The organism is Chryseobacterium hilariae (genome assembly GCF_051400735.1).
Lineage (GTDB): Bacteria > Bacteroidota > Bacteroidia > Flavobacteriales > Weeksellaceae > Chryseobacterium.
The window spans coordinates 1-22509 of the sequence record NZ_JBLFFJ010000001.1 but is presented as its reverse complement, the minus strand read 5'-3'; the positions used below and the strand labels follow the sequence as shown (position 1 = coordinate 22509).

Genomic DNA, 22509 nt, shown 5'->3' with positions numbered 1-22509 from the left:
ATAAATCTTAAGGATGCTGTTGCATTTTTGCAGGATCATCATAGTTTACCATCCAGTTGATCCCGAATTTATCGGTAAACATTCCGAAATAAGCACCCCAAAAAGTATCTGCCATAGGCATTGTTACCTGTCCTCCGGCAGAAAGCCCATTGAATAATTTATCTGCTTCTTCTGTAGATTCTGCATTGATTGAAATAGAGAAATTATTTCCTGCTTTGAAGCCGGAAGACCACTCACCTCCTGTATCACTTCCCATTAAAATAGTTTCTTTAGATATTGGAAGAGATACATGCATGATTTTGTTTTTATCTTCTTCAGGAGTTTCTTTGCCTTCCATTGGAGGCATTTCCCCGAAAGTTCCGATGTAAGGATATTCTCCTCCGAAAACTGATTTATAGAAGTCGAATGCTTCTCTGCAGTTTCCATTAAATGTTAAATAAACGTTTACTGATGCCATTGATTGTTTTTTTAATATTAGTTAAGTTTTAATGAGCTTCTGTTTTAAGGTCTCTCAGATAATTCTTTTAACCTGGAAAGTCCTTTCTGGTAATCTTTTCCTATAGCATCTTCCATATTCATAAACAATTTCATCACTGTGAAAGGATAAGGTATTTTTGAGGTGAATCCCCAGGTGGCCTTACTTCCATTACCTTCCGGAACAATTTTCACGTAGGCATTGGCTTCACTTTCATACGGTGTTAAAAATTTGATCTCCGTATCTATTCTTTTGCCTGCTGTATCCACTTTCTTTACTTCCTGGCATCCTTTTCCGGCAGCATCTTTTTCACTGTCCCAGCATACTTTTTCACCGGGCTGGCCGGTAGTTCCGGTCCAGTCTTTTTTCATGGCCGGATCCAGGTCATTCCAGGGGCTCCACTGGTCCATAGCTCTTAAGGTATTGGTCTGCTGCCATACTTTTTCAACGGGTGCATTGATCGTTATTGATTTTTCATAGACACAGTCTCCTGAGATAAAAGCAGCCACAACCATCCATAAGATGAGGATAGAAGCCAGGACAAGGATAATTCTTTTTAATATTTTCATAATTTGGGTTTATCGGTGTTGATCAATTAATATCATGTTTCCGTCAGGATCTTTCAGGAAAATATGTTCCGGTCCTGAAGTGGTTTCATCTGCTGCTTTTTCAAGCTCTACCCCGTTTTCTTTTAAATGTTTCTGAATGTCACGTACGTCATCAAAAGACTCCAAATTTTGGGCATTTTCATCCCAACCCGGATTGAAGGTAAGCATATTTCCGTCAAACATTGCCTGAAACAGACCAACCAAAGTGCTTCCGTTTTTCATGATCAGGTAATTCTGTTCCATACTTCCGCCCATAGCAGTAAAACCTAGTTTTTCGTAAAAATCCTTAGACTTCTGAAGGTCTTTCACGCTTAAGCTGATTGAGAATGCTCCTAATTTCATAGGTGTAATTTTATTTTTTTAAAGCCAATTTACTTCCTGTAAACACTAATCCCCACACAAGAATTCCTAAGACCCAAAACCAAACCGGAGTAGGCAGAGAGAACATCATATATAGAGTTATGAACAGGAAAATAACTCCGCAAATGACTGCAGAGGTGTGTTTTCCATTGTTAGCAACTTTTGAAGCTGTAAATCCCGAAACGAAGGCTGCCAGTGCATATCCAATGATCACAAAGAACAGCGCCATAAAAGGTGCATGGGCTACATATTCTTTCATGGCTACCATATCACCGCTTGCAGCTCCGGCAGGAGGCGGATACAGCTGATGGCCTATTTTTTCAATGATGGTAATGCAGATAATCCCTGCAATGAGCCCGGCCGGAACGGCCAGTATTCTTCTTAACATGGTTATTGATTTTTTAAACGGGTTTTGAAGTCCAGTTTTCCATCATAACTTTTCCAATCACCAATAAATTCTATATACTGACCTTCTACTTTTTCAGTTTTTTTATTCCATTTGAAGGTATAAATAAATTTACCTTTAAAAATACCGGAGTGTTTTCCTTTGGGCTCCTCTGCCAGCTCATAGTCTCCAAATACTACTCCCTTTCTTTTAGCATCTTTATACTTTGTAATCGTTACTTTACCTTCATACTTCGCATAGTTTTCATCCACGAGAGAATAGCCGGAAATAAAATATTCCTGGTCATTTTTTTTATTCTGTTCGGAAATATTAACCTTGAGCTTCAGTTGCTGTCCGCGATCTCCTATTGTTCCGATATAAGGTTTGCTGTTGTTCAGCCAGACCGTTGAAATATCCGGCATCTGCCCCCATGCAAAATTGCAGGCAAGAATGAGGATCCATAAAAATTTTTTCATAATGTGTAATGTTTAAACGCCAAATTGGGAAAGGTGATGGTTCAGATGCTTGGCAAACATATTATTCCACTGCTGCGAAGTTAATTTACCAAAAGAAAATGATTCTTTTCCATCGAAGGCTTCTGCACCCAACTGCTGTGTTTTTTGGATAAAACCGATCAGTCTTTTCTTCTCTTCGTCAAAATTTTTCCTTCCGGTAATTAAGAACTGGGGAGCTGTAGGGGAATCTCTTGGATAGGCTTTTTCTCCAACCACTTTAGGCTTTACAAAAGTTTTTAGAATAAATTTCGCAATAGAGCCTGGTTTTTTATGCTTTTCAGGTTCGTACACCATTTCATAGGATACGCTGCAGTGGGCAAGCATCTGATCAACCGTCATTTTCCCCCATAAACCGTGGGTGTCCTCTACCAGCTTATTTATCCTGTCAATATAGTTCTGAGCATCTTTTGCATCAAATACATTTTCCATAATATGTCTAATTATCTGAAAGCAAATATATCAGTTTTTTCTTTTGATTTTTACAGGGTGATAAAAAAAACGATGACGTGTTTTCTGGGAACAGGTTTTAAGGGTTTGGAATGTAGATTTATGAATACAAAGTGTGAGGTGAATAGCTAATACAAAATAAAGCTTACTCCAACTCTTACACTTTTAAATATTCTCCGTTTCCTTCGGGGCAGCATTTTTAAAAATAAACCAAAGCTTAATCTTTAAGGCAATCCAGCCAAGAACAGCATAAACCAAAAGTAAGATGCTTAAATGCTTTAGATAAGGAAATGTAAGTTCTACGGAGCCCTTCTGAATCAATAAAATTTTAAAAGCCTGCAGGAAAGGAGTCAAAGGAATGATGTTGGCAATGAACTGAACGAAGGCAGGCATCGCGCTTAACGGCCATGTGAATCCGCTGATAATAAATGCCGGTGAAGCAATAACCATCAGGATTTGGGTTGCCTTCAATGCATCCGGGATAAGAATACTAATTAATACACCTAAGAACGAAGCAGAACCAACAAATACCGCTGTCAGAAGAATAAAATTGAGTATTCCTTCGGGCATCGGAACCCGGAAAATCATATGCATAAAGTAATAGACCCCAACGATAAGAATGGAGAAAACCCAAATCGGGATGACTTTAATCAGCATGGTCGGGAAAGCCCATTTTTTCATTTTAATGTATTCTTTTGCAAAAGAACCTCTTTCAAACTCAGCAGCAAAACTTACCGCCATTGCCAAAAGAATAACCTGTTGAAGAACTACAGCCAGCATCGCCGGCCACATAAAGATCAGATAATTTCCTGTGGTGTTGAAAAGTGTGATATAGTTGGCTTTAAACGGCTCATATTGTGTAGCAGCTTTTGTAGCAGGCATTCCTGCTTTCTGCAAAGCTTTGATTGATGCTCCTGCTGAAAAAGTTCCTATGGTAAGCTGAAGTGCTTTGGATGCAAAATTGGCGGTAAGAACGTTTCCGGTATTGATGTATACGTTCAGCTCGGGGTATTTTTTCTGGAGCATATCAGCTTCAAACCTTGACGGAATAATCACAACAGCAGCTGCTTCATGTCTGATCACTTCATCTTTTATACTCAGAGGTTCTTGCGCATATTTAATGATGCTGATGCTTTTATTATCATCCAGCATATCGGTCAACTGGCTTGACAATGGTGTATTGTCCCGGTCGATAACAAGAACCGGAGTATTTTCCACTTTTCCGCTTTTATAGACGAAACCCAGCAATGTGGCATAGAATACCGGAGCCAGAAAAAATACGGTCCTCAGGGTAGAATTGCCGATAAAAAGCTTGAATTCCCGTTTTAAAAGCCGAAAAAATTCTTTCATGATTATTTCAGGATAACGTTAGCATTCACCAATATACTTTTGGCTTTATTCATGTCAGCAGGCTTTACTTTGATTTCATAAACAGCGTCCTGCAGCTGGTAATCAGGGTAAGCGGTTGTAATATCTGCATATCTTGTGAGCTGTTTGATGTATACAACTGTTCCGGTGAGGGTTTCTTTATTATAAACGACCTGCATATTCACCTTCTGCCCTTTTTTGTATCTTGCAATAGCACTTTCGGGAACTGTAAACCTGAAATAGGTGCTTTCGGGAATATATCCGTTGAATAAAGCAAAACCTGCCGTAGCCAGCTCGCCGGTATTCAAGCTAATCGTTTCGATTTCCATATCATTGGTGGCGATGATGTATCTTTCGGAATAAGCTACATTCGCTTCCTGAAGCGCACCTTTGGCCTGTGAAGCCTGTCCTGCCGCCATTTCCACTTTTTCAAAACGGGTTCCTCTTTTTACATCATCTAGTTCAGCTATTACCGCATCATATTGGGCTTTTGCGCCCTGAAGTTTTGCATAAACCTCATCGTATGCCTGAGGAGACATGAGGCTGTCCCGGTACATATTATTGGCTCTTTTAAATGATTTCTGGGCAAATTCATACTGCTCCTTCAAGCCTTTATATTTAGCCTGAAGCTGTCTCAGCTGATCTGCCGTAGCTCCGTTTTTCGCCATCTGCTCCTGAGCCGTGGCAGCACTTACCGCACCCTGGGCCTGTGCAATTTTTGCAGAAACCTCCGGCACATCAAGCAATGCCAGGGTATCGCCTTTTTTCACAGTCTGTCCTTCCGTTACATATATTTTGAGGATTCTTCCGGTCACTTTAGGCGCAAAAGAAATCACATCCTTTTTGGTTTTTCCTTCGGAATCGTTCAGGCTTTCTTTTTTTTCGCTGCAGCTCCCTACTAGAAAAAGAACAGCAAAGAGTATGAATATATTTTTATGCATCATTTTAATGGTAAGAATTATAAAGTTTGGTAATATCAAGCTCCTGAGTCGATCTCATCAGTTCTATTCCGGCTCTTCTCTGGTTAAAAAGGGCATTTTGGTATTCAAGCTCTACCACTTCAAGATCATTTTCAGCATCGATGAGCTGTGATGATTTGCTCATGCCATACCTGAATTCTTTTTCGGCCTGAACCAGTGCATTTTTGGCCAGTTCTTTTTCTTTAGCTTTTAAAGTGATCTGAGCGGTTGCTATGTCGTAATTGGTTTGATTATTGGCCAGGTTCAGGGTTAATTTTTTTAAGGCGTCTTCTTTTTTGTTCTGAAGGACTTCTTTTCCCACTTTCGCGGTTTCTTCTGCGTGTTTTCCCTCTTTTCCGTCAAAGATCTCCCACTTAAAACCGACACCAGCCGTCAATAATGGAAGTATATTTATATTGGTAGGCCTCCAGTCCAGTTTTGCTCCTTCATAGCCCAAAGCCGGAACCGCCGGAATTACATTTTCCGAAGTTTTGATACGGCTTCCGTACAGCCCGATATAGTATGCTGATGCCATCAGCTGTACTTTGGGGATCATCCACGTTCTTTCGGCTTTTATTTTGTAATCTGCTGCTGTTATTCCATGTTCCAGTGCACGGACCTCAGCTCTTTCTTCTATTGTTTTTTCTGAAGGTAAAAGTTCTACGGGAGAAAGTACCGGATCAATCATTCTGAGACGTTCTTTATTAATTCCCGTAAGGATATACAGCTGGGTAAGAAGAAGCTCTTTTTTGCCTTCATATTCTACCATTTTAGCATCCAAAGTGGCCTGTGCCAGTTCTATTTTTTTATGATCATATGGAGTGATCAGGCCATAACCGAGAGCTTTATCTGCTGTTTTCCGATTGATATCCAGCCTCTTTTTACTTTCATCCAGAACTTTTTTAGACTGGTGGATCAATGCCAGCTGATCATATGCCTTGGAAATATTGGCCACAACATCATCTCTGGTTTTTTCAAGGAGAATATCTTCGGAAATTTTCTTTTCTTCATTGGCTTTTTTCAGGTATTTTACTTTTCCACCTGAATAGAGGAGCATTTTGGCATCTGCTTTTGCAATTCCTGAAAAACCGGAAACATTGAGGTTATTATTAAAACTTCCTTCGGGAATATTGATAAAAGGTGCGAGATTAATTTCGGGTGATGTTAATCTTGCGGTCGCGTTCATATATCCTACCTGTCCGCTTACTTCCAGAGTGGGAAGAAAAATGTCTTTCAGTTTATGCCCGTCAAGATCTGTAAGTCTGTTTTGGGTAATCTGCATTTTAAGGTCGGAATCCCGGACCATTGCACTGTCTAAAAGTTCTTTAAAGTCCGGCGCAGACTGTGCCCAGCCAAAAGCAGGGAAAGCCAAGAAACTAAACGTAAAAATCAATAAATTGTTTTTCATGGTTTATGTTTATAACAAATATAATGCAAAAAAATGTTAAATCACTGATGATAATTCTTCAATATGGTAAATTTAAAATAAGTTTAAAAAATGTTTAGTTTTAATCATCTATTTGTGATCAAGATAGAGGATCCGTTTAAGTTTAATTTAAGGAATGTTTTAATTGGGAAAAATTGATTTTTTTATGAAGTTTTTTTTATTTAACGAGTTTTATCGCAAGGATAGACAAAGTGATTTTAAATGATCTTAGCTTAAGAGAAACAAAGGCGTTTCACTTATTAAAGTAAGACAATGCAAAGATTTTGTGATTTACTTTGCCAACATTCCAGTCTTTATATTGTAAATTAAAGCAGTACGTTTATTTTAAACAAAAACTCCCCACGAAATGTGAGGAGTTATTATTTTAAAAGTCATTCAGATTATCTCTGAACCGCTGACTTCATTTTAGCATCGGGACGTAAAATCCTGTAACGAACTTCAAGGTCTTTCGGTACGTAGAATACCAAAGGTAACTTGCTGTTATATCTTACAATCTCAGGTTTAAGCGTTACAAATTTCTTGGTCTTCTTTTGATCCGGACACGCCATTAATGTGCCTCCAGCTTCACCATTCGACTCTACTTCATAATAATTGTAGCCCCAACCCTGAAGATCCTGGGTTTTCACCTCTCCCATCAGGAAATATTTATTACAGTCCAGCATCTTTTCAGCGCCTACAAAAAATTCTATTTTTAAATCGTTTTCATTTTTTGCGACTGGCAGCTGAATATATACCTGCTTGAATCCGTCTTTAGCTTTTGGGAACATCTCAATCTCCAGCTTTTCAAACTTTTCTGCTTTCTTTTGTGCGAAAGCATTTACACCTGCAAACATAATCAGTCCCGTCATTAAAGTTTTTGAAAATCTCATCTTATTTTATTTTAAAAATTTTTACTACTTCCCTATAGCCAAAAATCATTCCAAAATCTGAACTTGGGTTCCTTTTGTATGGGCATTCATCTGCGGAGCATAGTAATTCTGCATCGTAGTGATCCCATTGGAGAACTTTCCGGCTGCATTGGATACCAGATCATATTCAAAGACATATTTTCCTTTCGGCATGTACTGAATATAGAAATTGGTGGATGCATCTTTGGTAGACTGATAATAGCCTAAGCTGTTTTTCCACTGGTAGCCGGACAATGCATCGGTTGGTTCAAAACCTGCCGCACGCATATCTTTAATATGAATGAATTCCATATCTCTGTCTGTATTCAGGATCATTCTTACGGTTACTTTATCGCCTATTTTTAAAGGTGTATCTGCTGAAATTTTCTGAAGCTCTTCGCCGTTTACTGTTTTCACTTTTTTGTAAAGTTCTTTGGCAATGGAAATATAGTTTTCAGAAGATTTTATTTTATCCAAGTCTTCATAATACTGCCAGAATAATCCGCCCTGCACAATTCCCGGACCCGGCTTGGTCACGGTAACAGTTCCTAAATTCTTATCTACTGCATCGGTTTTCACTGTTGATTTCACATAGCCTGTAGCCTGGGTTTGCGGAGCTAATTCTTTTCCACCCCAAACGATCGTTGCCTTATCACTTTCAGCACTTGTCCATGATTTTCCTGAGTTTAAGATCGTAAAGATCACTTCCGAGGTTCCTCTTGAGCTTCCCCATGAATTCACTTCTTTCTGTGTAATCAGCCAGATCTTCATATCTTCGATCATTTTCTGATCATTAGGCTTTAATGTACTGAACGCTTCTAAAGCACCTGCATGATTAACTACTTTGGATCCGAACCAGCCCCAGTCGTTTAAGTTCTGCTTCCAGTAAACGCCCTGAGTTTTTGTATCGGTAGAGGTTTCTTTCAGATAGTTCATTAATTTATCTGAAACGTCTTTTAAGGCATAATCATTCATCAGTAAAGCAGCACGGTGAAGTCCGAAGAAAGTGAAATCTGTGATCTTCGCTGTTTTTGCTTTCTGTTTTACCAATGATTTCAATGACGCTCCTTTTCCTTTTAACGGGTACTGTTTTTCCCAATAGTTTCGGGTATCAAGATAATCAATGGCCCAGTTGTTCCAGATGTTATCCTTCACATTCCAGTATTTGTTGATTTCATTGTCTACATACTGAACGAGTTTCGTTACCAATTCTTTCTGCTCTGTTCCCTGATAATCTTTCGCATTCTCTTTTAACCATTTGTTGATCTTACCTAGGTTTTTAAGAATGTACAGCGACGTTCCGTAAGAACTTGGATATCCGGGATACCAAGAGAAGCCTCCATCAGGATTCTGAAGTTTTCTAAGATCATCCCAATCCTTATTGATTGAATTTCTCATCGTATTGGCATCAAATAAAAGAGCCAGTTTCTGCATCTGTTCGCCTTCGTTTTTACTTTCCAGCACCCAAGGAGTTTCTTCCAGTAAAAGCTGTTTCAGTTCCTGATTTTTTTCCAGGTTTGAATTCAGTAATCCTTTACTTTGATATTCTTCAAAAACAGTCTTCATTTTCGGATTGGCCTTGAATATTTCAGAAGCCAGTACATCCGCAAACCATTTGTTAAAGATCACATCGGCAGAACTGTTCTGATCATTTTTCAGACTAGGTAATGCGAACATGATTTCCCAGATCGGATTTGTGGTCAGTTCCAGGGTATTGGAAACATTCGTGATGGTCGCAGAGTTTGTATTGGTAAGGTTATCCAGAACAAATGTCTTGGTTTCACCTTCTTTCACAAACACAGGTACAGCATCTGTTACCAGCATTCGGTTCGGAAGCACGGCAACTGCCTGCTGTTCTCCATCTGAATAAGCTCCTGCTTTGGCTACTACTTTTAAAATGATGGAAGACACATTATTCGGAACTTTAAGCTTCCAGGTTAATGCAGTGTTTCCTTTTTCATTTAAATTAAAATTCTGCATCCCTGCACTGATCCCGAATTTGGATGAAATATTTTCGTTTGTAAAGGCGTCCAGAATCTGAAGCTCTGCTGAACCGCTTAATTTTTTATCGGTAAGGTTAGAAAGTTTTGACTGAAGATTCAGCTCATCGCCTTCTCTTAAGAATCTCGGATAATTTGGTGTTACGGAGAATTCTTTCTGTGTCACCACCTGTTTTTCCAATACTGCTGCTCTGGCATCTTTGGTGTGAGCTAAGAACATCAGTTTCCATTTCGTTAATGCTTCCGGAGAAGTAAATTCAAAGCTTACATTTCCTTCTGCATCTGTTTTCAGATCAGGATAGAAGAAAGCGGTTTCGTTCAGGTTTTGACGTACTGGAACTTTTTCCAGGTTTTCTTTTGAATCTTCTTTATCTAGGGCTTGATCAGCCTCAGTATTCTGAATTCCAGCAGCATTAGATTTCATCACTTTTTTGGCCTTATATCCTACTGCCACCACCTCTTCGATGTTTGCTGCTCTTGCATTAGCAACCGGAGCTGGCATTGCCGTACTTTCTAACTGTATTCCTGCCACTCTTCCTCTTAGACCATAACTGCCAAAATCACCATCGAACCAATTAAAGTTTGGTATCTCTACATATTTCCCATTGTAGTATTTCACTCTTTTCTGATAGTATTGCTGAAGAAGATATTGTCTGATATCGTAAGATGTAACGATAGAATATGGCGTATATAAATTCTGCCAGCTAAAAGTATTCACTGCAAACTGATCCAATGACATATCGTACATATTTGCCAATACTTCAGCGTTTACTTTTTCTTTATCATTTCCTGAAACTTTCACCGTCCATTTTTCTTTTAAGTTCGGTTCCAGTTTATCTCTGAAGGTAACGGTTTCAATTTTTACAGGCTGTTCGGTGTCTTTTATTTTTAAAGTTACAGATTGGGTCTGCACATCGTTGAATGCGGCAATCTGGAACTGGATATTCAATGCTGACACGCTTTTGTCTTTCGGAATATCAGTTGTGTATTCAAGGACTCCTTTTTTCAGTTGGTGCACTTCTGAAACTGTTTTTCCTGAACCGTCCTGGATGAATACGTTGACAAGCGCATCCGGAACTGCGGAATACACATACACTTTAGCCTTCTCTCCTCTCGAGAATTCATTCTTAGGCTCAATAACGGTCAGGAAGGTTTTTTGTGAAGATTTTAAAGCTCCTTTATCCCAGATACTGAAGTTCTGAGAAGATTTTATGGTGTCTTTTCCTTCGATATTATACAGTTCTAGCTGGTAATCGCCTGCTTCCAGTTTTCCTAAATCCAATTCCGCCGTCGGTTGCTGCTGTTTTTCAGAAATTATCTTTTCTGCTTTCAGATTTTTGGTCTCTTCGGCTTTGTCAAACAGATCGTGTGGGAATTTGCTTATGAATTCTTCTCTGGAATACTTCGGAAGATCCTGAACTTCTGTTGCAAAATTATCTCTGAAAATTCTATTCGGTACCGCCAGTTTTGACAGTTTTACGTTATAGGATTTTTTAAGATCCTGTTCATTATAATTCAGGGTTTCTACTTTCAGTTTTACATTTTCATCACTGAACGTATTCTTGATTCCGTCCGCTTTAATATAATGAGAAACTGAAGCTACTTTCAAGTGTGTATTGGCAGACTGCGTTTCTCCATTGATATCTGTTACCGATGCATTAATCTCATAGTTATCGATCTGAATTCCTTCCAGTTTTTCATCTTTTTTAAGATCAAGACGAATCACAAATTCTCCTTTTTCATTGGTTTTAGCCTCGCCAAGGATAGAATTTTCATTATCATCACCACGCGGATACCACCAGAAATATCTCCATCTGATGTTATGTTTTTTGATCTCGTAATTTACGGTTGTATTGCTCAAAGCCACTCCGGAGAACATCATTGCTTTTCCTTTCAGCTCTATGGTCTGTCCGTATTTGTATTCTTCTTTTACAGGATCAAAAGTCACTTCAAACTTCGGTCTTTTATATTCTTCAACTCTGATGTCTTTATAACCCTGAGATCCTTCATCTGTTCTCAGATAAAAAACTCCGTTCAGCTGACCTTTCGGAAGAATAAAGCTTCCGTGATAAGATCCGAATTCATTTGTAGAAAAATTCTGCGAAGAAACTTCCTGACTATTAGCATCCAGAAGTGTGATTTTCTGTTTTAAGCCCGAAATTACAGCTTCTGTCTCTTTATCTAGCTTAGTATTGATGACTTTGAAATAAACAGTCTGTCCCGGTCTGTAAATTGCTCTGTCTGTAAAGATCTGAGCCAGAGTTCGGGCCTGCTTATTTGGATTGTAATCTTCTGCATTTCCGCTATTTCCATACACCTGCATGATCTGGAAATCATTGGTCTTAGGCTGGCGGATGAGGAAAGTTCTGTAATATTCTTTGCTGTCTGTGGAAGGGAATTTAAAAACACCGTTCGCATCAGTTTTTCCGTCAATTTTATTTAAAGTTTTATTAGCAACAAATTCATAGAAAGTAAGACTTTCATTTGCTGCAGGCTTTCCGTTTTCACTATTCACCAGCTTCAGTGTATTGGAAAGCTGGTTTCTGTCTGTTTTTGTCTGGTAAATTATTCTGTTTCCGGAAACCAAGAAGTAGAAATTCTGTTTGGAATCATTGTCTTTTAGCTCAGATCCTGCAACGGAATATTCAACAACATAAATTCCGGAAGGCAGAGGTTTGATCTCCAATGAAGTTTTATGAACCTGATAGTCTTTGGAATCGCCAAGCTGGAAGGTTTCTTTTCTTACCAGGCTCTTTTTAACTTTTCCAAAGGTATTGTTATAAGAATTCTGTACATACTGCATCAACGTAGTAAAATCTTCTTTTACTTCATAGATGTTCAGAGAAAATTCCGCCACATTCTTATGGTCCGCTACAAAATGGATCGGCAGATTATTCTGGGTCTGCTGCTCATATTTAATGGTAAGAAACGGATTGATGATCTGGTTTTCCTTATTTTTTATGTTTTCAATAAATGGAGATTTCGGATACTGATTCTTTGCCTGAGCTGCGATGGCCAAAGCTTCTTTCTCTTTCTTTTTGGCAAGAAGCTCATTCATGATATCTTCCATGATAATCACTTTATAATCTCCTTCTGTTTCAGATTTCAAAAGATTCTGAAGCTGCTCAAGCTTGTCTTTACATTGATTATAATTGCAGTTCTCCGTCAGCTTTTCTCTCATGAAATACAACTTTGGATTTCCGCTGTTTTGTGCAATCAGTTCATCAAAAGTGGCATTAATCTGTGTTCTGTTCTCTGTTAATTCATTTTTTGTAAAAAGACCATTTTCAGAAAGAAAACTGATCTTTTTCATAGAATACCACTCATAGACGGTCGGAAAATAAGCAATATCCTTAATCTCTGTAAAAATATCCTTATACTTTGACAGTGGAATTTTCTTCATCTCCTGCTTCTGCTGGTCAAGCTCCTGATAGCTTTTTTTCAGATAGTTTTTAAAGTCAAGCTTAGTCCAGGTTTCGATCTGGGAAAAATCCTGAGAATTGATATTGGTTCTGCTCTCTATTTCCCATGAGTTCTGGTTATAATAGTCCATAAAGAAACCATTCAGAAGAACATTATATACCAATTTCTCTTCTCCTTTAAGTTTAGAATCTGTTTCCTGAAGCTTCTTAAAAAATTGGGATGCAGAATCATTTTTATCATCATCTACTGTTTGGTTGACAATACTGAATTCCGCTTTCAGGGAACGGATGAGCTGTATGGTATTATTTTCTTTCATGGCGTGGTTTTGTATGTCTAAAATGATGGGAAGATTAGATTTATAAGCACCTTTCGCACTGTTTTCAGTTACTTTCTTCCACTGGTCGTCATAGTATTTTTGTGCCGAAACAGCAGAAAAGCTCAGCATTAGAAGCAAAAGCATAAAAATCTTGGAAAATATTTTCATATATGTTATTTTTGATAAATGAATTTCTTAAAAATACTGAAAAAAACTGTCATTGACAGCCAAATTTATGTCTCCGTTATGGGAACTTTATTTGCAGTATTTTTCATGAAAGAGCAAAACACATTCCGTTTCCCTACCATACTGCTCATTTTCATTACTTATTTCAGCGGTTATCTTTACACGAAATACCAATATACCAGACACTTTTTGAAAATACTGGTGCTGAACGCAGCAGCGGGTATTGTGTGTGCTTTTCTGATCATTCATAATCATAATGGGATAAGACTTCTGAAATGGTTTATCATTGTGGTTCTGGGATTACTATACAACAGTTTTTTCCTGGATGTTTATATCCGGAAGATTCCATTGCTGAAAGTATTTTATGTAGGCCTGGTCTGGGCGTTGGTCAACAGCTGGCTTACACTCCCGGAATTCAGTCTTGCTATTTTCCTGATCAGCTTCTTTTTTATAACGGCGCTCGTTCTGCCTTTTGATATCCGGGATATGAAAAGTGATACGGTACAGACTTTTCCCAAACTGATCGGCGTACAGAATACAAAATATATTGCTTACCTTCTAGTCTTTATCAGCATGCTTATTGCTGCATTTTTTCTTAAACCTGTTTATGGTACTGCATTTTTTCTATCGGGAATTATCACCTTTATCCTGATCTATTTCTCTGAAAATAAAAGAGATGACGCTTATTTTTCTTTCGGGATAGAAACCTGCTCTGCACTTCCTTTTTTATTTTTACTAATAATGGAGTATTTTTGACGAATGATAATCAAAAAGCTTTCCCTTTACAATTTCAAAAACCACTCGGAGAAGAAGTTTGAGTTTTCTCCGCAGATCAACTGTTTTGTGGGAAACAACGGCGCCGGAAAGACCAATATCCTGGATGCGCTGCATTATTTATCTGTAGGAAAAAGTTTTTTAGGGAATACTGATTTTAACAATATCAAAAGGGAGGAAGATTTTTTCTCCATTGATGCAGAGATCCTTAATGAAGACAGTGAGGATATTATCAAGATTTCTCAGCCTAAGGAAGCCAAAAAGATCATTAAAAAGAATGATAAAAGCTATGACCGACTTGCGGATCACATTGGATATCTGCCGAGTGTAATGATTTCACCATATGATTCCAACCTGATTTCGGATTCGGGGGAAAGCCGGAGAAGATTTCTGGATTCTATGATATCCCAGACCGATTCGGAGTATCTTTTTGACCTGATACAGTATCAGAAAACGGTACAACAGAGAAATGCGCTGCTAAAATATTTCGCTAAAAACAGAACCTGGGACAAGGATTCTCTAGAGATCTATGATGGCCCGATCTCAAAATTCGGAACCAATATTTTTGAGAAAAGAAGAAATTTTGTTGAAAAACTCGGGCCTATTGTTCAGAATTTTTACCAGATTATTTCCGGAGGAAAAGAAATGGTTTCTGTTTACTATCAGTCAGATTTAAGTGACAGCTTTGACTCCGCTCAGCCTGAGAAAGCTTTTAGAACCCTTTTAACGGATAGTCTTGAAAGAGACCGGATGCTGACGTATACTTCAAAAGGAATTCACAAAGATGATCTTCTGTTTGAAATGGATCATGTATTGATCAAAAAAATAGGTTCACAGGGTCAACAGAAATCTTTTCTCATCTCTTTAAAGCTGGCTCAGATGAGTCTTGTAAAAGAGCTGACAAAAAAAACTCCGATCCTTCTTCTTGATGATATTTTCGATAAGCTTGATGATACGCGAGTTTCACAGTTGATCGAGCTGGTTAATCAGGAAAGTTTCGGACAGATTTTCATTACGGATACGCACAGGGAACGTACGGAAAGTGTGGTGAAGAAAATTAATGAGGAAAGTATAATTTTTGAGGTTTGATAAAGTTTTAAGATTATTCTCGAATATCAGACGTCAAATCCCAAACCCAGAAAATCATTCCATGAAGAAGAATAAAAAACGTGAATTTCAATCCTCGGAACTTGTAAAATCTTTTGCAAGGATTTATGGTTTTGAGCATAAGCTGATTGCTTTTGAAATTAAAGATTTTTTGGAAGATTATTTGGATGAAAGCCTTTTTAAGGAGATCAAAAGCGTTAATATTGAGGACAAATGCATCATGATCAGGATCGATTCTCCTTTGCTCAAGCATGATTTTCAGATGCGGAAAAGCTTTTATCTTAAAAAATTCCAGGATAAGTTTGGAGAGGATAAATTCAATGATATAAAAATTACATGATCATATTTATCTAAGCTTAGTTTTAAAATTAAATCATATATTTGGGAACAACAAATAGATCACCAGACTATGAAAAAATTAATATCAAAAAGACTGACAAGAGAAAGATTAAAAAAAATCCAGGGAGCTGCAGGCCAAATTTGCTGTGCTGTAAGCTGTGCCAATGAAAACGAATGTGCATACTGGACCCAACTTCCAGCAAAATGTCCATTACTCCCTATCTGTATTTAAAATTAAATAATGCTCCTTAACGGGGCATTATTAATAAAGATGATGCAATCAAAACAATCTAACGCTCTTCCGGCTTATTAGAAATAGTACTGCTCATCAGGTCATCCGCCTTTTTATCCAAACCTGAACGCAACGGGAAGAAAAACTTAAACGGATGCTTTACAAAATATTTGAAAATCTCCCTGTAAATTTCACTTACCTGCCCAAAATTCATTTTCCTTGATCTGAATGCCAAAAACATGGACAGACTAAAGCTTACCAGGAAGTTGAAGAATCCTATAAGAAAAACAGTGAAGAAAGATATACAGAAGGTGTAAGTATCCACAGAAAAATCTTTTCCATAAAGCCCTAAAGCAAAATTTCCGGCCGCGAAAGTAATATGCCTGATATCAAGATCCAATCCGAAAAATAAGCCTACCGGAGCTGTTGCTCCTAAAAATACCCCAAACCAGAAATTGGAAACGATTCCCGGCCAGTTTTTAGCATAATATTTAGATAAACTTTTTGCAAATTTCTTTCCTAAAAAACTTCTGATAGAAAGATTTTTTGCAATTCTTTCCGGAATCTGGTAGAAGACTGAATTGTTTCCTATATTCCCTGAAATAATCCCTGAAATAAACAGGTAAAATCCAGCAATACTGGCATGTAATATAGCTTTTGACTTGAACGGATCAAGGTCTTTTAGTAATTTATCTGACCGTTCTACGGCTAAATTCTGGGAGAAAAATACATCCAACCCATAAATGATCGCCAGCGCAATCGGGAATGAAAGAAGCACATTGCCTACAAATGCAATGAACTGGCTCCTGAAAAGCTTTGATACCAGATGGGCAAATTCAGTATTATTACGCTTGCTGTTTCCCTCTTCAGACAAAACTTTGGTCATCGTAGCCGCAGTCATTGCAGGCTGTTTGGTAGCCAGCGTAAAACCCATCAGATAGATCATAATGAACCCCATCGCGTAGTTCATTGAGTATAAGAAGGCATGTGAAAAATCGCTTCCGGGAATATATCCGTAAAGCATTTTCAAAACACAAAGCACACCAACGATAATTCCTCCTCCACTGGCTTTATAAAACATCGTCATATATTCCTTCCGGGTAGATGTGATGTAATGAGTACCGGTTTCTGCCGTGTGGTTGGTTATAAGATGCGAGAGAAGACGTGTGCTGTCGTTAATCAGGTCTGCAATATTATTTTTATGGGACTTGTAGCTGAGTATATTAAAGATCAGCTGTTTAGACTTTATGGTAATATCCTGCTCATTATCAATCACCAAAAGCTGTACGATCTCATAGATCCTTTCGGTCTGCTGGCGGATTTTAAGCAGCGACTGGTTGATTTTCCCGGAAATCCCATATTTAGCAGAATTTTTAAAAGCAATATTGACAAATTCATGACAGTGCTCTGTATAGATCTTGATCTGCTTATAGCGGCTGTCTTTGGAATGAAGCTGCAGCTCCGGATCATTTTTAAGATCTTCAGTAAGGGCTTCCAGTTCATTCTGAAGAGCCAGAAAAGGATTATCCAGGTTTCTGTATTGAGGTGCCATTCTTACGACCTCCACTTCCATAGCCATCCCTGTAACACGCCAGGAAAGAATGCTCATCGAAAAGATCAGTTCTTTTTTGACATTGGGTCTGGTAATGAAATCTGAAGCGCCCAGAAGGCTTAAAAATTCATCAATTTCATTCTCCGGAAGATTGTGAAGATATTTCAGATCGCTTTTGGGTCTAAAGCTAACGTTATCAATCATGTACCACACCGTTTTTTCATTTTCTACGGGCGGAAGTATTTTGTTAAGGATTCTTTTTTTAAGTTCCGGAAAGAAAGCATTTTCCGAAAGAATATTAGCTTCGGTAAGGGAAAGGTTGAAGGGTCTCCCTTTGAAAATATTATGGATGTAATGTTTAAAATTTTCAGCAAAATCCGGATTATTTCTTAGAAAATTAAGGACATCTGTAAAATCTGCCCTTTTAATGCTCTCTAAAAACTCGGCAAATGGTTCTAAAGAAATAGTCTCGTTCTTAAAAGAGAAATATTTTTTAAGAACTGATTCAAAATTTGTGCTGGAATTAAAAAATTTCATTAGGGCAAAGATACTATTTCAAACTCACATTCCTCATCTGTCTCATGATCCAATTGTGTTTCTTTCTTAAATAAGGGGATGGATTTTTAGGATCATATTTCTTTGGATTAGGCAGTACGGCAGCAATCCAGGCTGCATCTGAAGCACTTAAATCTTTGGATGATTTTCCAAAATAATACTGAGCTGCAGCTTCTACTCCAAATACACCCTGTCCCATTTCGATCGAGTTCAGGTATCGTTCTAAAATAATGTCCTTGCTCCACACTTTCTCAATAATGAAGGTATAAACGGCTTCCAGTCCTTTTCTGAACCAGCTTCTTCCCTGCCAAAGGAAAATATTCTTTGCAGTCTGCTGGGAAATGGTGCTTCCGCCGCGGATTTTCTTTCCTTTCTCATTATTCTTCATGGCCTTCTCAATGGCTGTATAATCAAACCCGTTATGATTAAAGAATTTCTGGTCTTCAGAAGCAATCACCGCTTTTTTAACATTATTTCCCATTTCATCATAGGAAATATAATCTCTGTGCAGCTTTCCAAATTCGAAAAGACCTCCAATCTGCGTAATGGTAACCGGCGGATTAAAGAATCTGCCCCAAATAATAAAAACTACATTCAGGACAAGAATAATAAAGATAGCCTGTTTAACTTTTTTCCACATAATTTTGTCTAAAGGAACTGCAAAAATAAGCAATTCACCCGAGTTATTGAAGCTCTTTCATATAGGTTAACTTATATTCCGGAAGAAGTTCGGGATGGAAGATTCTGATGTAATCTTTCAGGATAAGATCGGCCCGTACAGCACCACTTTCAAAAAAGTCATTGGCTTTGATTTTTTCTTTTCCTGCAACGGTATAAATTTTTCCTTTGTTGAATACTTCCAGCTTTCCGTAGAAAGGATTGCCGGCCAGCATCTCTTTTTTTGAGGTGTGATTTCCTGCATTCACCCAATACTGCACTTTCCCTGATTTGGCATATACTTCTTCAAAACTCATCGTCAGAGACTTTTCTTCTTTATTGTCTTTCATGATATAGGAAGCATTGGCATCTGTAATATAGTTGGCCACAGAGGTTTTTCCGCCCGGAAGATACCATACATCTCCGTACATTTCATTGGCCAGCACCACTGGTTTTTCTTTTCCTTTTAATGCCAGCTGCTTCAGGTCATTATAATTTTTTTCAATTTCTTTATATCTAGCTTCAGCTTCTTTCTCTTTTCCAAAGAATTCCCCAAAAATTTTGATATACGCAGCTTTTTCTAACGGAAGCTGTTCCATATATTCATCCAGAAAAACTACCTGAATTCCATTATTTTTCAGAAGCTGATAGGCATTGTCGAAACTTGCAATATAATTGGTGAAAACTGCATCCGGTTTCATGGAAATGATCTTTTCTACATCATATTTCTGTTCGCTCCCCACATTCTGGATCTTACCTTCCTTTAAAAGATTTTGAATTTTCTCTGAATAAATGTACTCCGGACTGGAAACTCCAACAACCAGATTTTCCGCACCCAATTCAGAAATATATCCTGCCATGCTTGCATTTAAAAGGATAATTCTCTTAAACGGAGTCTGACTTGATTTAAAATTATAGGTGAAATTTCCTGACTTCAACTCTAAAAGACCGTCATGCTCTTTAAATTGAGTGCGACTGGATATATGGGTCCAGTCCGAGGACGATTTTTTTTGTTCTCTTTTACAGGAGATTAGCGCTATAACCGTAAATAAAAGTAAAATTCTCTGTTTCATCTTTCAAAGAAAAGAAAAAAGTGCTATATTTGCAAACCTTAAAACATCAAGGAAACGACGGCCTCGTGGCGCAACTGAATAGCGCATCTGATTACGGCTCAGAAGGTTACAGGTTTGAATCCTGTCGAGGTCACTTAAGGAGACAACTATTTGATAGTTGTCTCTCTTTTTTTACGCATAAAAGTCTCTATATCAAACTTTTACAGCCTGACATTTTATGGTTTGAATTTTTTGATGTGAAATCCCTAGTCCATCTGAAACAGACAGTCTAAAAGTGCTCTATCAGAGATTTCATCGGTATTGAAGCATAGTTTGAAATCCCATTAAGGTTCTAGTATTTTTTTCTCTTTCGGTTTATCATAATTTTTTGATACTAAATATAGTAATTCCAATATAATTTTAGCGTCCTTCTCATTTACCTGAACTCCATTCTTGGCCAGAATAATAATTGCTTGTTCTACTGAAACATTCCTATCAATGAAATTCATTTTTCTTATTAGTTTTTCGGTTACTTTTTTTTAATAATATTTTTGAAAATGCTTGATTCAAGTCCAAAGAGAGATCTCCTGTTTTATAATCAATATTAACTGGTGGAATAAGACTCACAAGACTTTTTTTATCTGAGATGTCAAACTCGGAAAATTTTCGAAAAACTTCGACTAATTCTTTATCTTTTATTTGATCCCTTTTATCAATAGCTTTTAATTTAAGAAAAATATCACGCGCTTCCTTCTTAAGATGCCTAATGTTAACTTGATTCTCTTTTTTTAATTCATTGTAGTCATCAATTTTTAATACTCCTGCTAAAAACAACTTTCTGCCTTGAGAAAGAACTTGCCCCTCTTCTTTTATTTTTCTCTCAATTAAATTTTGATTGTACAAATAACTTGCTTTCAGTGTCTTTATATTCTGGTCTTGTAAAATACATTTAAATAAGTCAATTGTATTATTTGATAGTATTAATTGCTGAAGCTTATTTTGATAACAATCATTCAGAAAAACTGCGTTTATCCTTGTCCTACAGCGATCATGACAATGATAATATGGGTATTTTTTTGAACTTCCTTGTGCAATACTTCCAGTGAGTTTTCGATCACAAACAGGACAAATCAAAAAACCTCTAAGAAAAAACATTGCTTTTAAATCATCCCTCTTAGCTGTAGTTTTTCTTTTTGTATTAATGACAGACTGAACCTGATAAAATAACGATTCAGATATTAAAGGTTCATGCAAACCTTTTATCATTTGTTCTTCATTAGATTTAAGTTTGACTGATATAAGCCCACAATAAACTGGATTCCGTAAAATTCTGAAAAAGTGTGACCGTGAGCATATCAATCCTTTCTCATTAGCCATTCTCATGATTTCAGAAATCTTATGATCGTTCTGGGCAACTTGATGAAAAGACCACTTTATAATATCCGCTTCAGGTTCTTTAGGAGCAATAGTTTTTTTACCATCCATTAATGTCAAATTAATAAATCCGATAGGTGCCTTATTAGGATACCTACCCATCAACTTCGCTCGACGAATACCATTTGCTGTATTTTGAGCCCTCCGAGTATTTTCCGCTTCCGGAACCGCTAAATATACAGCCAGCATAACGGTACTTTCCGGCACAGAAAAATCTATTGGTTGATCAATAGCCATTGCTGTTGTTTTATATTTCCGAAGCTTTCCAATCATTTCGTAAGCATATTCAACATTACGACTGAATCTGTCCCATTTTATAAATAGTATGTTTTTATCTTCTCCTGATGATTTCTTTTTAATTTCTGAAAACAATTCTTTCCACTCAGGTCGGTTGAAATTTTTGGCAGAATAGTCTTCACGATAGATTCCTTTGACTTCGATATTGTTATATTTACAATATTTCAATAATCTATCTTCTTGCTCAGGCAGGGAGTAACCTTTTCTTTTTTGTTCATCTGTACTTACGCGGACGTATAAATAGGCTGACTTCATATAATTAATGTATTTATTTGATTTACAAATTAATATTTTTAATCATATGAAATGATAAACAAAAAGCAGTTTACGCTATATCAATTAAAAAGGGAAATTCAGTAGAAACTTTCATAGCAGCAGCAGTAATTAATGACATTCTCACATCAATATGACACCTAGATATCAAAAGTATTTTTAAGGAACTGCAAAATTTTCATTACAATAAATACATATCTTCCTGTCATTAAGGATACCGCAGTAAAAAGGAAATATTACAGCAATAATGATTTAATAGCATAAAATCTATTTTAATATTTCATCCTTAATCCAAAGTAGATATTATTAGCAGAATCACAACACCCTGTTTTAACACACTCATAATCAAAGTCTATCAAAAATTTTCACCCAAGCAAATACAAGCCTTATCAACTTTTTACTCTCTCCTAGCATAATAATTCCAACCAAATTAAACTCCAATTGACATGCCTTGTAATTCGTGGATGTTATATTGTTTGTTTTTAGTTACAAACAATCATTAAGTTTAAATAATAATATTAATGGTCTTCTAAATCAAAGTTAAAATACCTTCCCGATTTACACAATATTATTCTCTTTATTACGGAAATCCATAATGCTAATATTTTAATATATCGTAGATTTCTCTTACCAAAATATTTATTATATTTAGTCAAACCAATAACTATGAAGGGATACACAATTGTGGATTGCCAGGCCATTAACCCACATATTAAATTTTTAAGGATTAACCCGACAGATCTTAAACTCACTCTCAAACATATACTTGATTCATTAATGAACCTTGTAAATCGTCAGCAAAAAGTGTACTGATTTAGGCTCTCACTTAAGGAGTGTTTCATAAGAGATTAATTTTTAAAT

The 22509-nt window shown here is 37.1% G+C and carries 19 protein-coding genes and 1 tRNA gene; 5 read left to right on the top strand and 15 right to left on the bottom strand.

The genetic code is table 11. The features are described from left to right. Positions 1 to 7: 7 nt before the first annotated feature. From ACMGDK_RS00100 to ACMGDK_RS00050, 11 genes are all read right to left on the bottom strand, one after another. Complete coding sequence (locus tag ACMGDK_RS00100; protein WP_436806039.1) at positions 8 to 457, bottom strand: VOC family protein; 450 nt, start codon at positions 455 to 457, stop codon at positions 8 to 10. 44 nt (positions 458 to 501) lie between these two features. Then, positions 502 to 1044, bottom strand: a complete 543-nt coding sequence (locus ACMGDK_RS00095) for an SRPBCC family protein (protein ID WP_436806038.1) — start codon at positions 1042 to 1044, stop codon at positions 502 to 504. Positions 1045 to 1053: 9 nt separating this feature from the next. Continuing rightward, positions 1054 to 1425, bottom strand: a complete 372-nt coding sequence (locus ACMGDK_RS00090) for a VOC family protein (protein WP_436806037.1) — start codon at positions 1423 to 1425, stop codon at positions 1054 to 1056. A gap of 10 nt (positions 1426 to 1435) precedes the next feature. Then, complete coding sequence (locus tag ACMGDK_RS00085) at positions 1436 to 1831, bottom strand: hypothetical protein (protein WP_436806036.1); 396 nt, start codon at positions 1829 to 1831, stop codon at positions 1436 to 1438. Positions 1832 to 1833: 2 nt separating this feature from the next. After that, positions 1834 to 2304: a hypothetical protein gene (locus ACMGDK_RS00080; protein WP_436806035.1), complete on the bottom strand. Its 471-nt coding sequence runs from the start codon at positions 2302 to 2304 to the stop codon at positions 1834 to 1836. A gap of 12 nt (positions 2305 to 2316) precedes the next feature. Beyond that, the gene (locus ACMGDK_RS00075; RefSeq protein ID WP_111954747.1) at positions 2317 to 2772 is read right to left on the bottom strand and encodes a DUF1569 domain-containing protein; all 456 of its coding nucleotides are present in this window, start codon (positions 2770 to 2772) and stop codon (positions 2317 to 2319) included. Between the two features lie 183 nt (positions 2773 to 2955). Then, a complete protein-coding gene (locus ACMGDK_RS00070) occupies positions 2956 to 4140 on the bottom strand; it encodes an ABC transporter permease (protein WP_436806034.1) in 1185 nt (394 codons plus the stop codon). 2 nt (positions 4141 to 4142) lie between these two features. Next, a complete protein-coding gene (locus ACMGDK_RS00065) occupies positions 4143 to 5099 on the bottom strand; it encodes an HlyD family secretion protein (protein ID WP_436807237.1) in 957 nt (318 codons plus the stop codon). 4 nt (positions 5100 to 5103) lie between these two features. After that, on the bottom strand, positions 5104 to 6525 hold the full coding sequence (locus ACMGDK_RS00060) for a TolC family protein (protein WP_436806033.1): 1422 nt from the start codon (positions 6523 to 6525) through the stop codon (positions 5104 to 5106). A 419-nt stretch (positions 6526 to 6944) separates the two neighbouring features. Continuing rightward, positions 6945 to 7433 (bottom strand): serine protease inhibitor ecotin, encoded by a 489-nt coding sequence (gene eco, locus ACMGDK_RS00055; RefSeq protein ID WP_436806032.1) that lies wholly within the window; start codon positions 7431 to 7433, stop codon positions 6945 to 6947. Positions 7434 to 7478: 45 nt separating this feature from the next. Then, positions 7479 to 13358 carry an alpha-2-macroglobulin family protein gene (locus tag ACMGDK_RS00050; protein ID WP_436806031.1) on the bottom strand — a complete coding sequence of 1960 codons (5880 nt, stop codon included), beginning with the start codon at positions 13356 to 13358 and terminating at the stop codon, positions 7479 to 7481. A 78-nt stretch (positions 13359 to 13436) separates the two neighbouring features. On the opposite strand from ACMGDK_RS00050, the gene ACMGDK_RS00045 reads away from it, so the two are divergent. The 4 genes from ACMGDK_RS00045 to ACMGDK_RS00030 all read left to right on the top strand — a co-directional run bounded on the left by ACMGDK_RS00045 (position 13437) and on the right by ACMGDK_RS00030 (position 15828). Beyond that, complete coding sequence (locus ACMGDK_RS00045; protein ID WP_436806030.1) at positions 13437 to 14132, top strand: UbiA prenyltransferase family protein; 696 nt, start codon at positions 13437 to 13439, stop codon at positions 14130 to 14132. Positions 14133 to 14135: 3 nt separating this feature from the next. Further along, a complete protein-coding gene (gene recF / locus ACMGDK_RS00040; protein ID WP_436806029.1) occupies positions 14136 to 15239 on the top strand; it encodes a DNA replication/repair protein RecF in 1104 nt (367 codons plus the stop codon). A gap of 61 nt (positions 15240 to 15300) precedes the next feature. Beyond that, complete coding sequence (locus ACMGDK_RS00035; RefSeq protein ID WP_436806028.1) at positions 15301 to 15597, top strand: DciA family protein; 297 nt, start codon at positions 15301 to 15303, stop codon at positions 15595 to 15597. 69 nt (positions 15598 to 15666) lie between these two features. Beyond that, positions 15667 to 15828 carry a hypothetical protein gene (locus ACMGDK_RS00030; RefSeq protein WP_436806027.1) on the top strand — a complete coding sequence of 54 codons (162 nt, stop codon included), beginning with the start codon at positions 15667 to 15669 and terminating at the stop codon, positions 15826 to 15828. A gap of 58 nt (positions 15829 to 15886) precedes the next feature. On the opposite strand, the gene ACMGDK_RS00025 is transcribed toward ACMGDK_RS00030, so the two are convergent. The 3 genes from ACMGDK_RS00025 to ACMGDK_RS00015 are packed head-to-tail and all read right to left on the bottom strand — an operon-like array spanning position 15887 to position 19665. Beyond that, positions 15887 to 17917 (bottom strand): transporter-like protein, encoded by a 2031-nt coding sequence (locus ACMGDK_RS00025; protein WP_436806026.1) that lies wholly within the window; start codon positions 17915 to 17917, stop codon positions 15887 to 15889. Positions 17918 to 17930: 13 nt separating this feature from the next. Beyond that, on the bottom strand, positions 17931 to 18575 hold the full coding sequence (gene mtgA, locus ACMGDK_RS00020) for a monofunctional biosynthetic peptidoglycan transglycosylase (protein ID WP_436806025.1): 645 nt from the start codon (positions 18573 to 18575) through the stop codon (positions 17931 to 17933). Between the two features lie 43 nt (positions 18576 to 18618). After that, entirely contained in the window at positions 18619 to 19665 is a 1047-nt protein-coding gene (locus ACMGDK_RS00015) for an ABC transporter substrate-binding protein (RefSeq protein WP_436806024.1), read from the bottom strand. Between the two features lie 59 nt (positions 19666 to 19724). Between ACMGDK_RS00015 and ACMGDK_RS00010 the strand changes: the two genes are divergently transcribed. Further along, positions 19725 to 19798 (top strand) — tRNA-Arg (locus ACMGDK_RS00010). A gap of 341 nt (positions 19799 to 20139) precedes the next feature. Here ACMGDK_RS00010 and ACMGDK_RS00005 read toward each other — a convergent pair. Next, on the bottom strand, positions 20140 to 21630 hold the full coding sequence (locus ACMGDK_RS00005) for a recombinase family protein (RefSeq protein ID WP_436806023.1): 1491 nt from the start codon (positions 21628 to 21630) through the stop codon (positions 20140 to 20142). Positions 21631 to 22509: the final 879 nt, after the last annotated feature.

What these genes read in the sequence shown, in the direction of transcription:
- ACMGDK_RS00095 (WP_436806038.1), bottom strand. Translation starts at nt 1,044, where the DNA reads ATGAAAATATTAAAAAGAATTATCCTTGTCCTGGCTTCTATCCTCATC.
- eco (WP_436806032.1), bottom strand. Translation starts at nt 7,433, where the DNA reads ATGAGATTTTCAAAAACTTTAATGACGGGACTGATTATGTTTGCAGGT.
- ACMGDK_RS00075 (WP_111954747.1), bottom strand. Translation starts at nt 2,772, where the DNA reads ATGGAAAATGTATTTGATGCAAAAGATGCTCAGAACTATATTGACAGG.
- ACMGDK_RS00045 (WP_436806030.1), top strand. Translation starts at nt 13,437, where the DNA reads ATGGGAACTTTATTTGCAGTATTTTTCATGAAAGAGCAAAACACATTC.
- ACMGDK_RS00050 (WP_436806031.1), bottom strand. Translation starts at nt 13,358, where the DNA reads ATGAAAATATTTTCCAAGATTTTTATGCTTTTGCTTCTAATGCTGAGC.
- ACMGDK_RS00090 (WP_436806037.1), bottom strand. Translation starts at nt 1,425, where the DNA reads ATGAAATTAGGAGCATTCTCAATCAGCTTAAGCGTGAAAGACCTTCAG.
- ACMGDK_RS00030 (WP_436806027.1), top strand. Translation starts at nt 15,667, where the DNA reads ATGAAAAAATTAATATCAAAAAGACTGACAAGAGAAAGATTAAAAAAA.
- ACMGDK_RS00035 (WP_436806028.1), top strand. Translation starts at nt 15,301, where the DNA reads ATGAAGAAGAATAAAAAACGTGAATTTCAATCCTCGGAACTTGTAAAA.
- ACMGDK_RS00100 (WP_436806039.1), bottom strand. Translation starts at nt 457, where the DNA reads ATGGCATCAGTAAACGTTTATTTAACATTTAATGGAAACTGCAGAGAA.
- ACMGDK_RS00080 (WP_436806035.1), bottom strand. Translation starts at nt 2,304, where the DNA reads ATGAAAAAATTTTTATGGATCCTCATTCTTGCCTGCAATTTTGCATGG.
- mtgA (WP_436806025.1), bottom strand. Translation starts at nt 18,575, where the DNA reads ATGTGGAAAAAAGTTAAACAGGCTATCTTTATTATTCTTGTCCTGAAT.
- ACMGDK_RS00065 (WP_436807237.1), bottom strand. Translation starts at nt 5,099, where the DNA reads ATGCATAAAAATATATTCATACTCTTTGCTGTTCTTTTTCTAGTAGGG.
- ACMGDK_RS00070 (WP_436806034.1), bottom strand. Translation starts at nt 4,140, where the DNA reads ATGAAAGAATTTTTTCGGCTTTTAAAACGGGAATTCAAGCTTTTTATC.
- ACMGDK_RS00005 (WP_436806023.1), bottom strand. Translation starts at nt 21,630, where the DNA reads ATGAAGTCAGCCTATTTATACGTCCGCGTAAGTACAGATGAACAAAAA.
- ACMGDK_RS00085 (WP_436806036.1), bottom strand. Translation starts at nt 1,831, where the DNA reads ATGTTAAGAAGAATACTGGCCGTTCCGGCCGGGCTCATTGCAGGGATT.
- ACMGDK_RS00060 (WP_436806033.1), bottom strand. Translation starts at nt 6,525, where the DNA reads ATGAAAAACAATTTATTGATTTTTACGTTTAGTTTCTTGGCTTTCCCT.
- recF (WP_436806029.1), top strand. Translation starts at nt 14,136, where the DNA reads ATGATAATCAAAAAGCTTTCCCTTTACAATTTCAAAAACCACTCGGAG.
- ACMGDK_RS00015 (WP_436806024.1), bottom strand. Translation starts at nt 19,665, where the DNA reads ATGAAACAGAGAATTTTACTTTTATTTACGGTTATAGCGCTAATCTCC.
- ACMGDK_RS00025 (WP_436806026.1), bottom strand. Translation starts at nt 17,917, where the DNA reads ATGAAATTTTTTAATTCCAGCACAAATTTTGAATCAGTTCTTAAAAAA.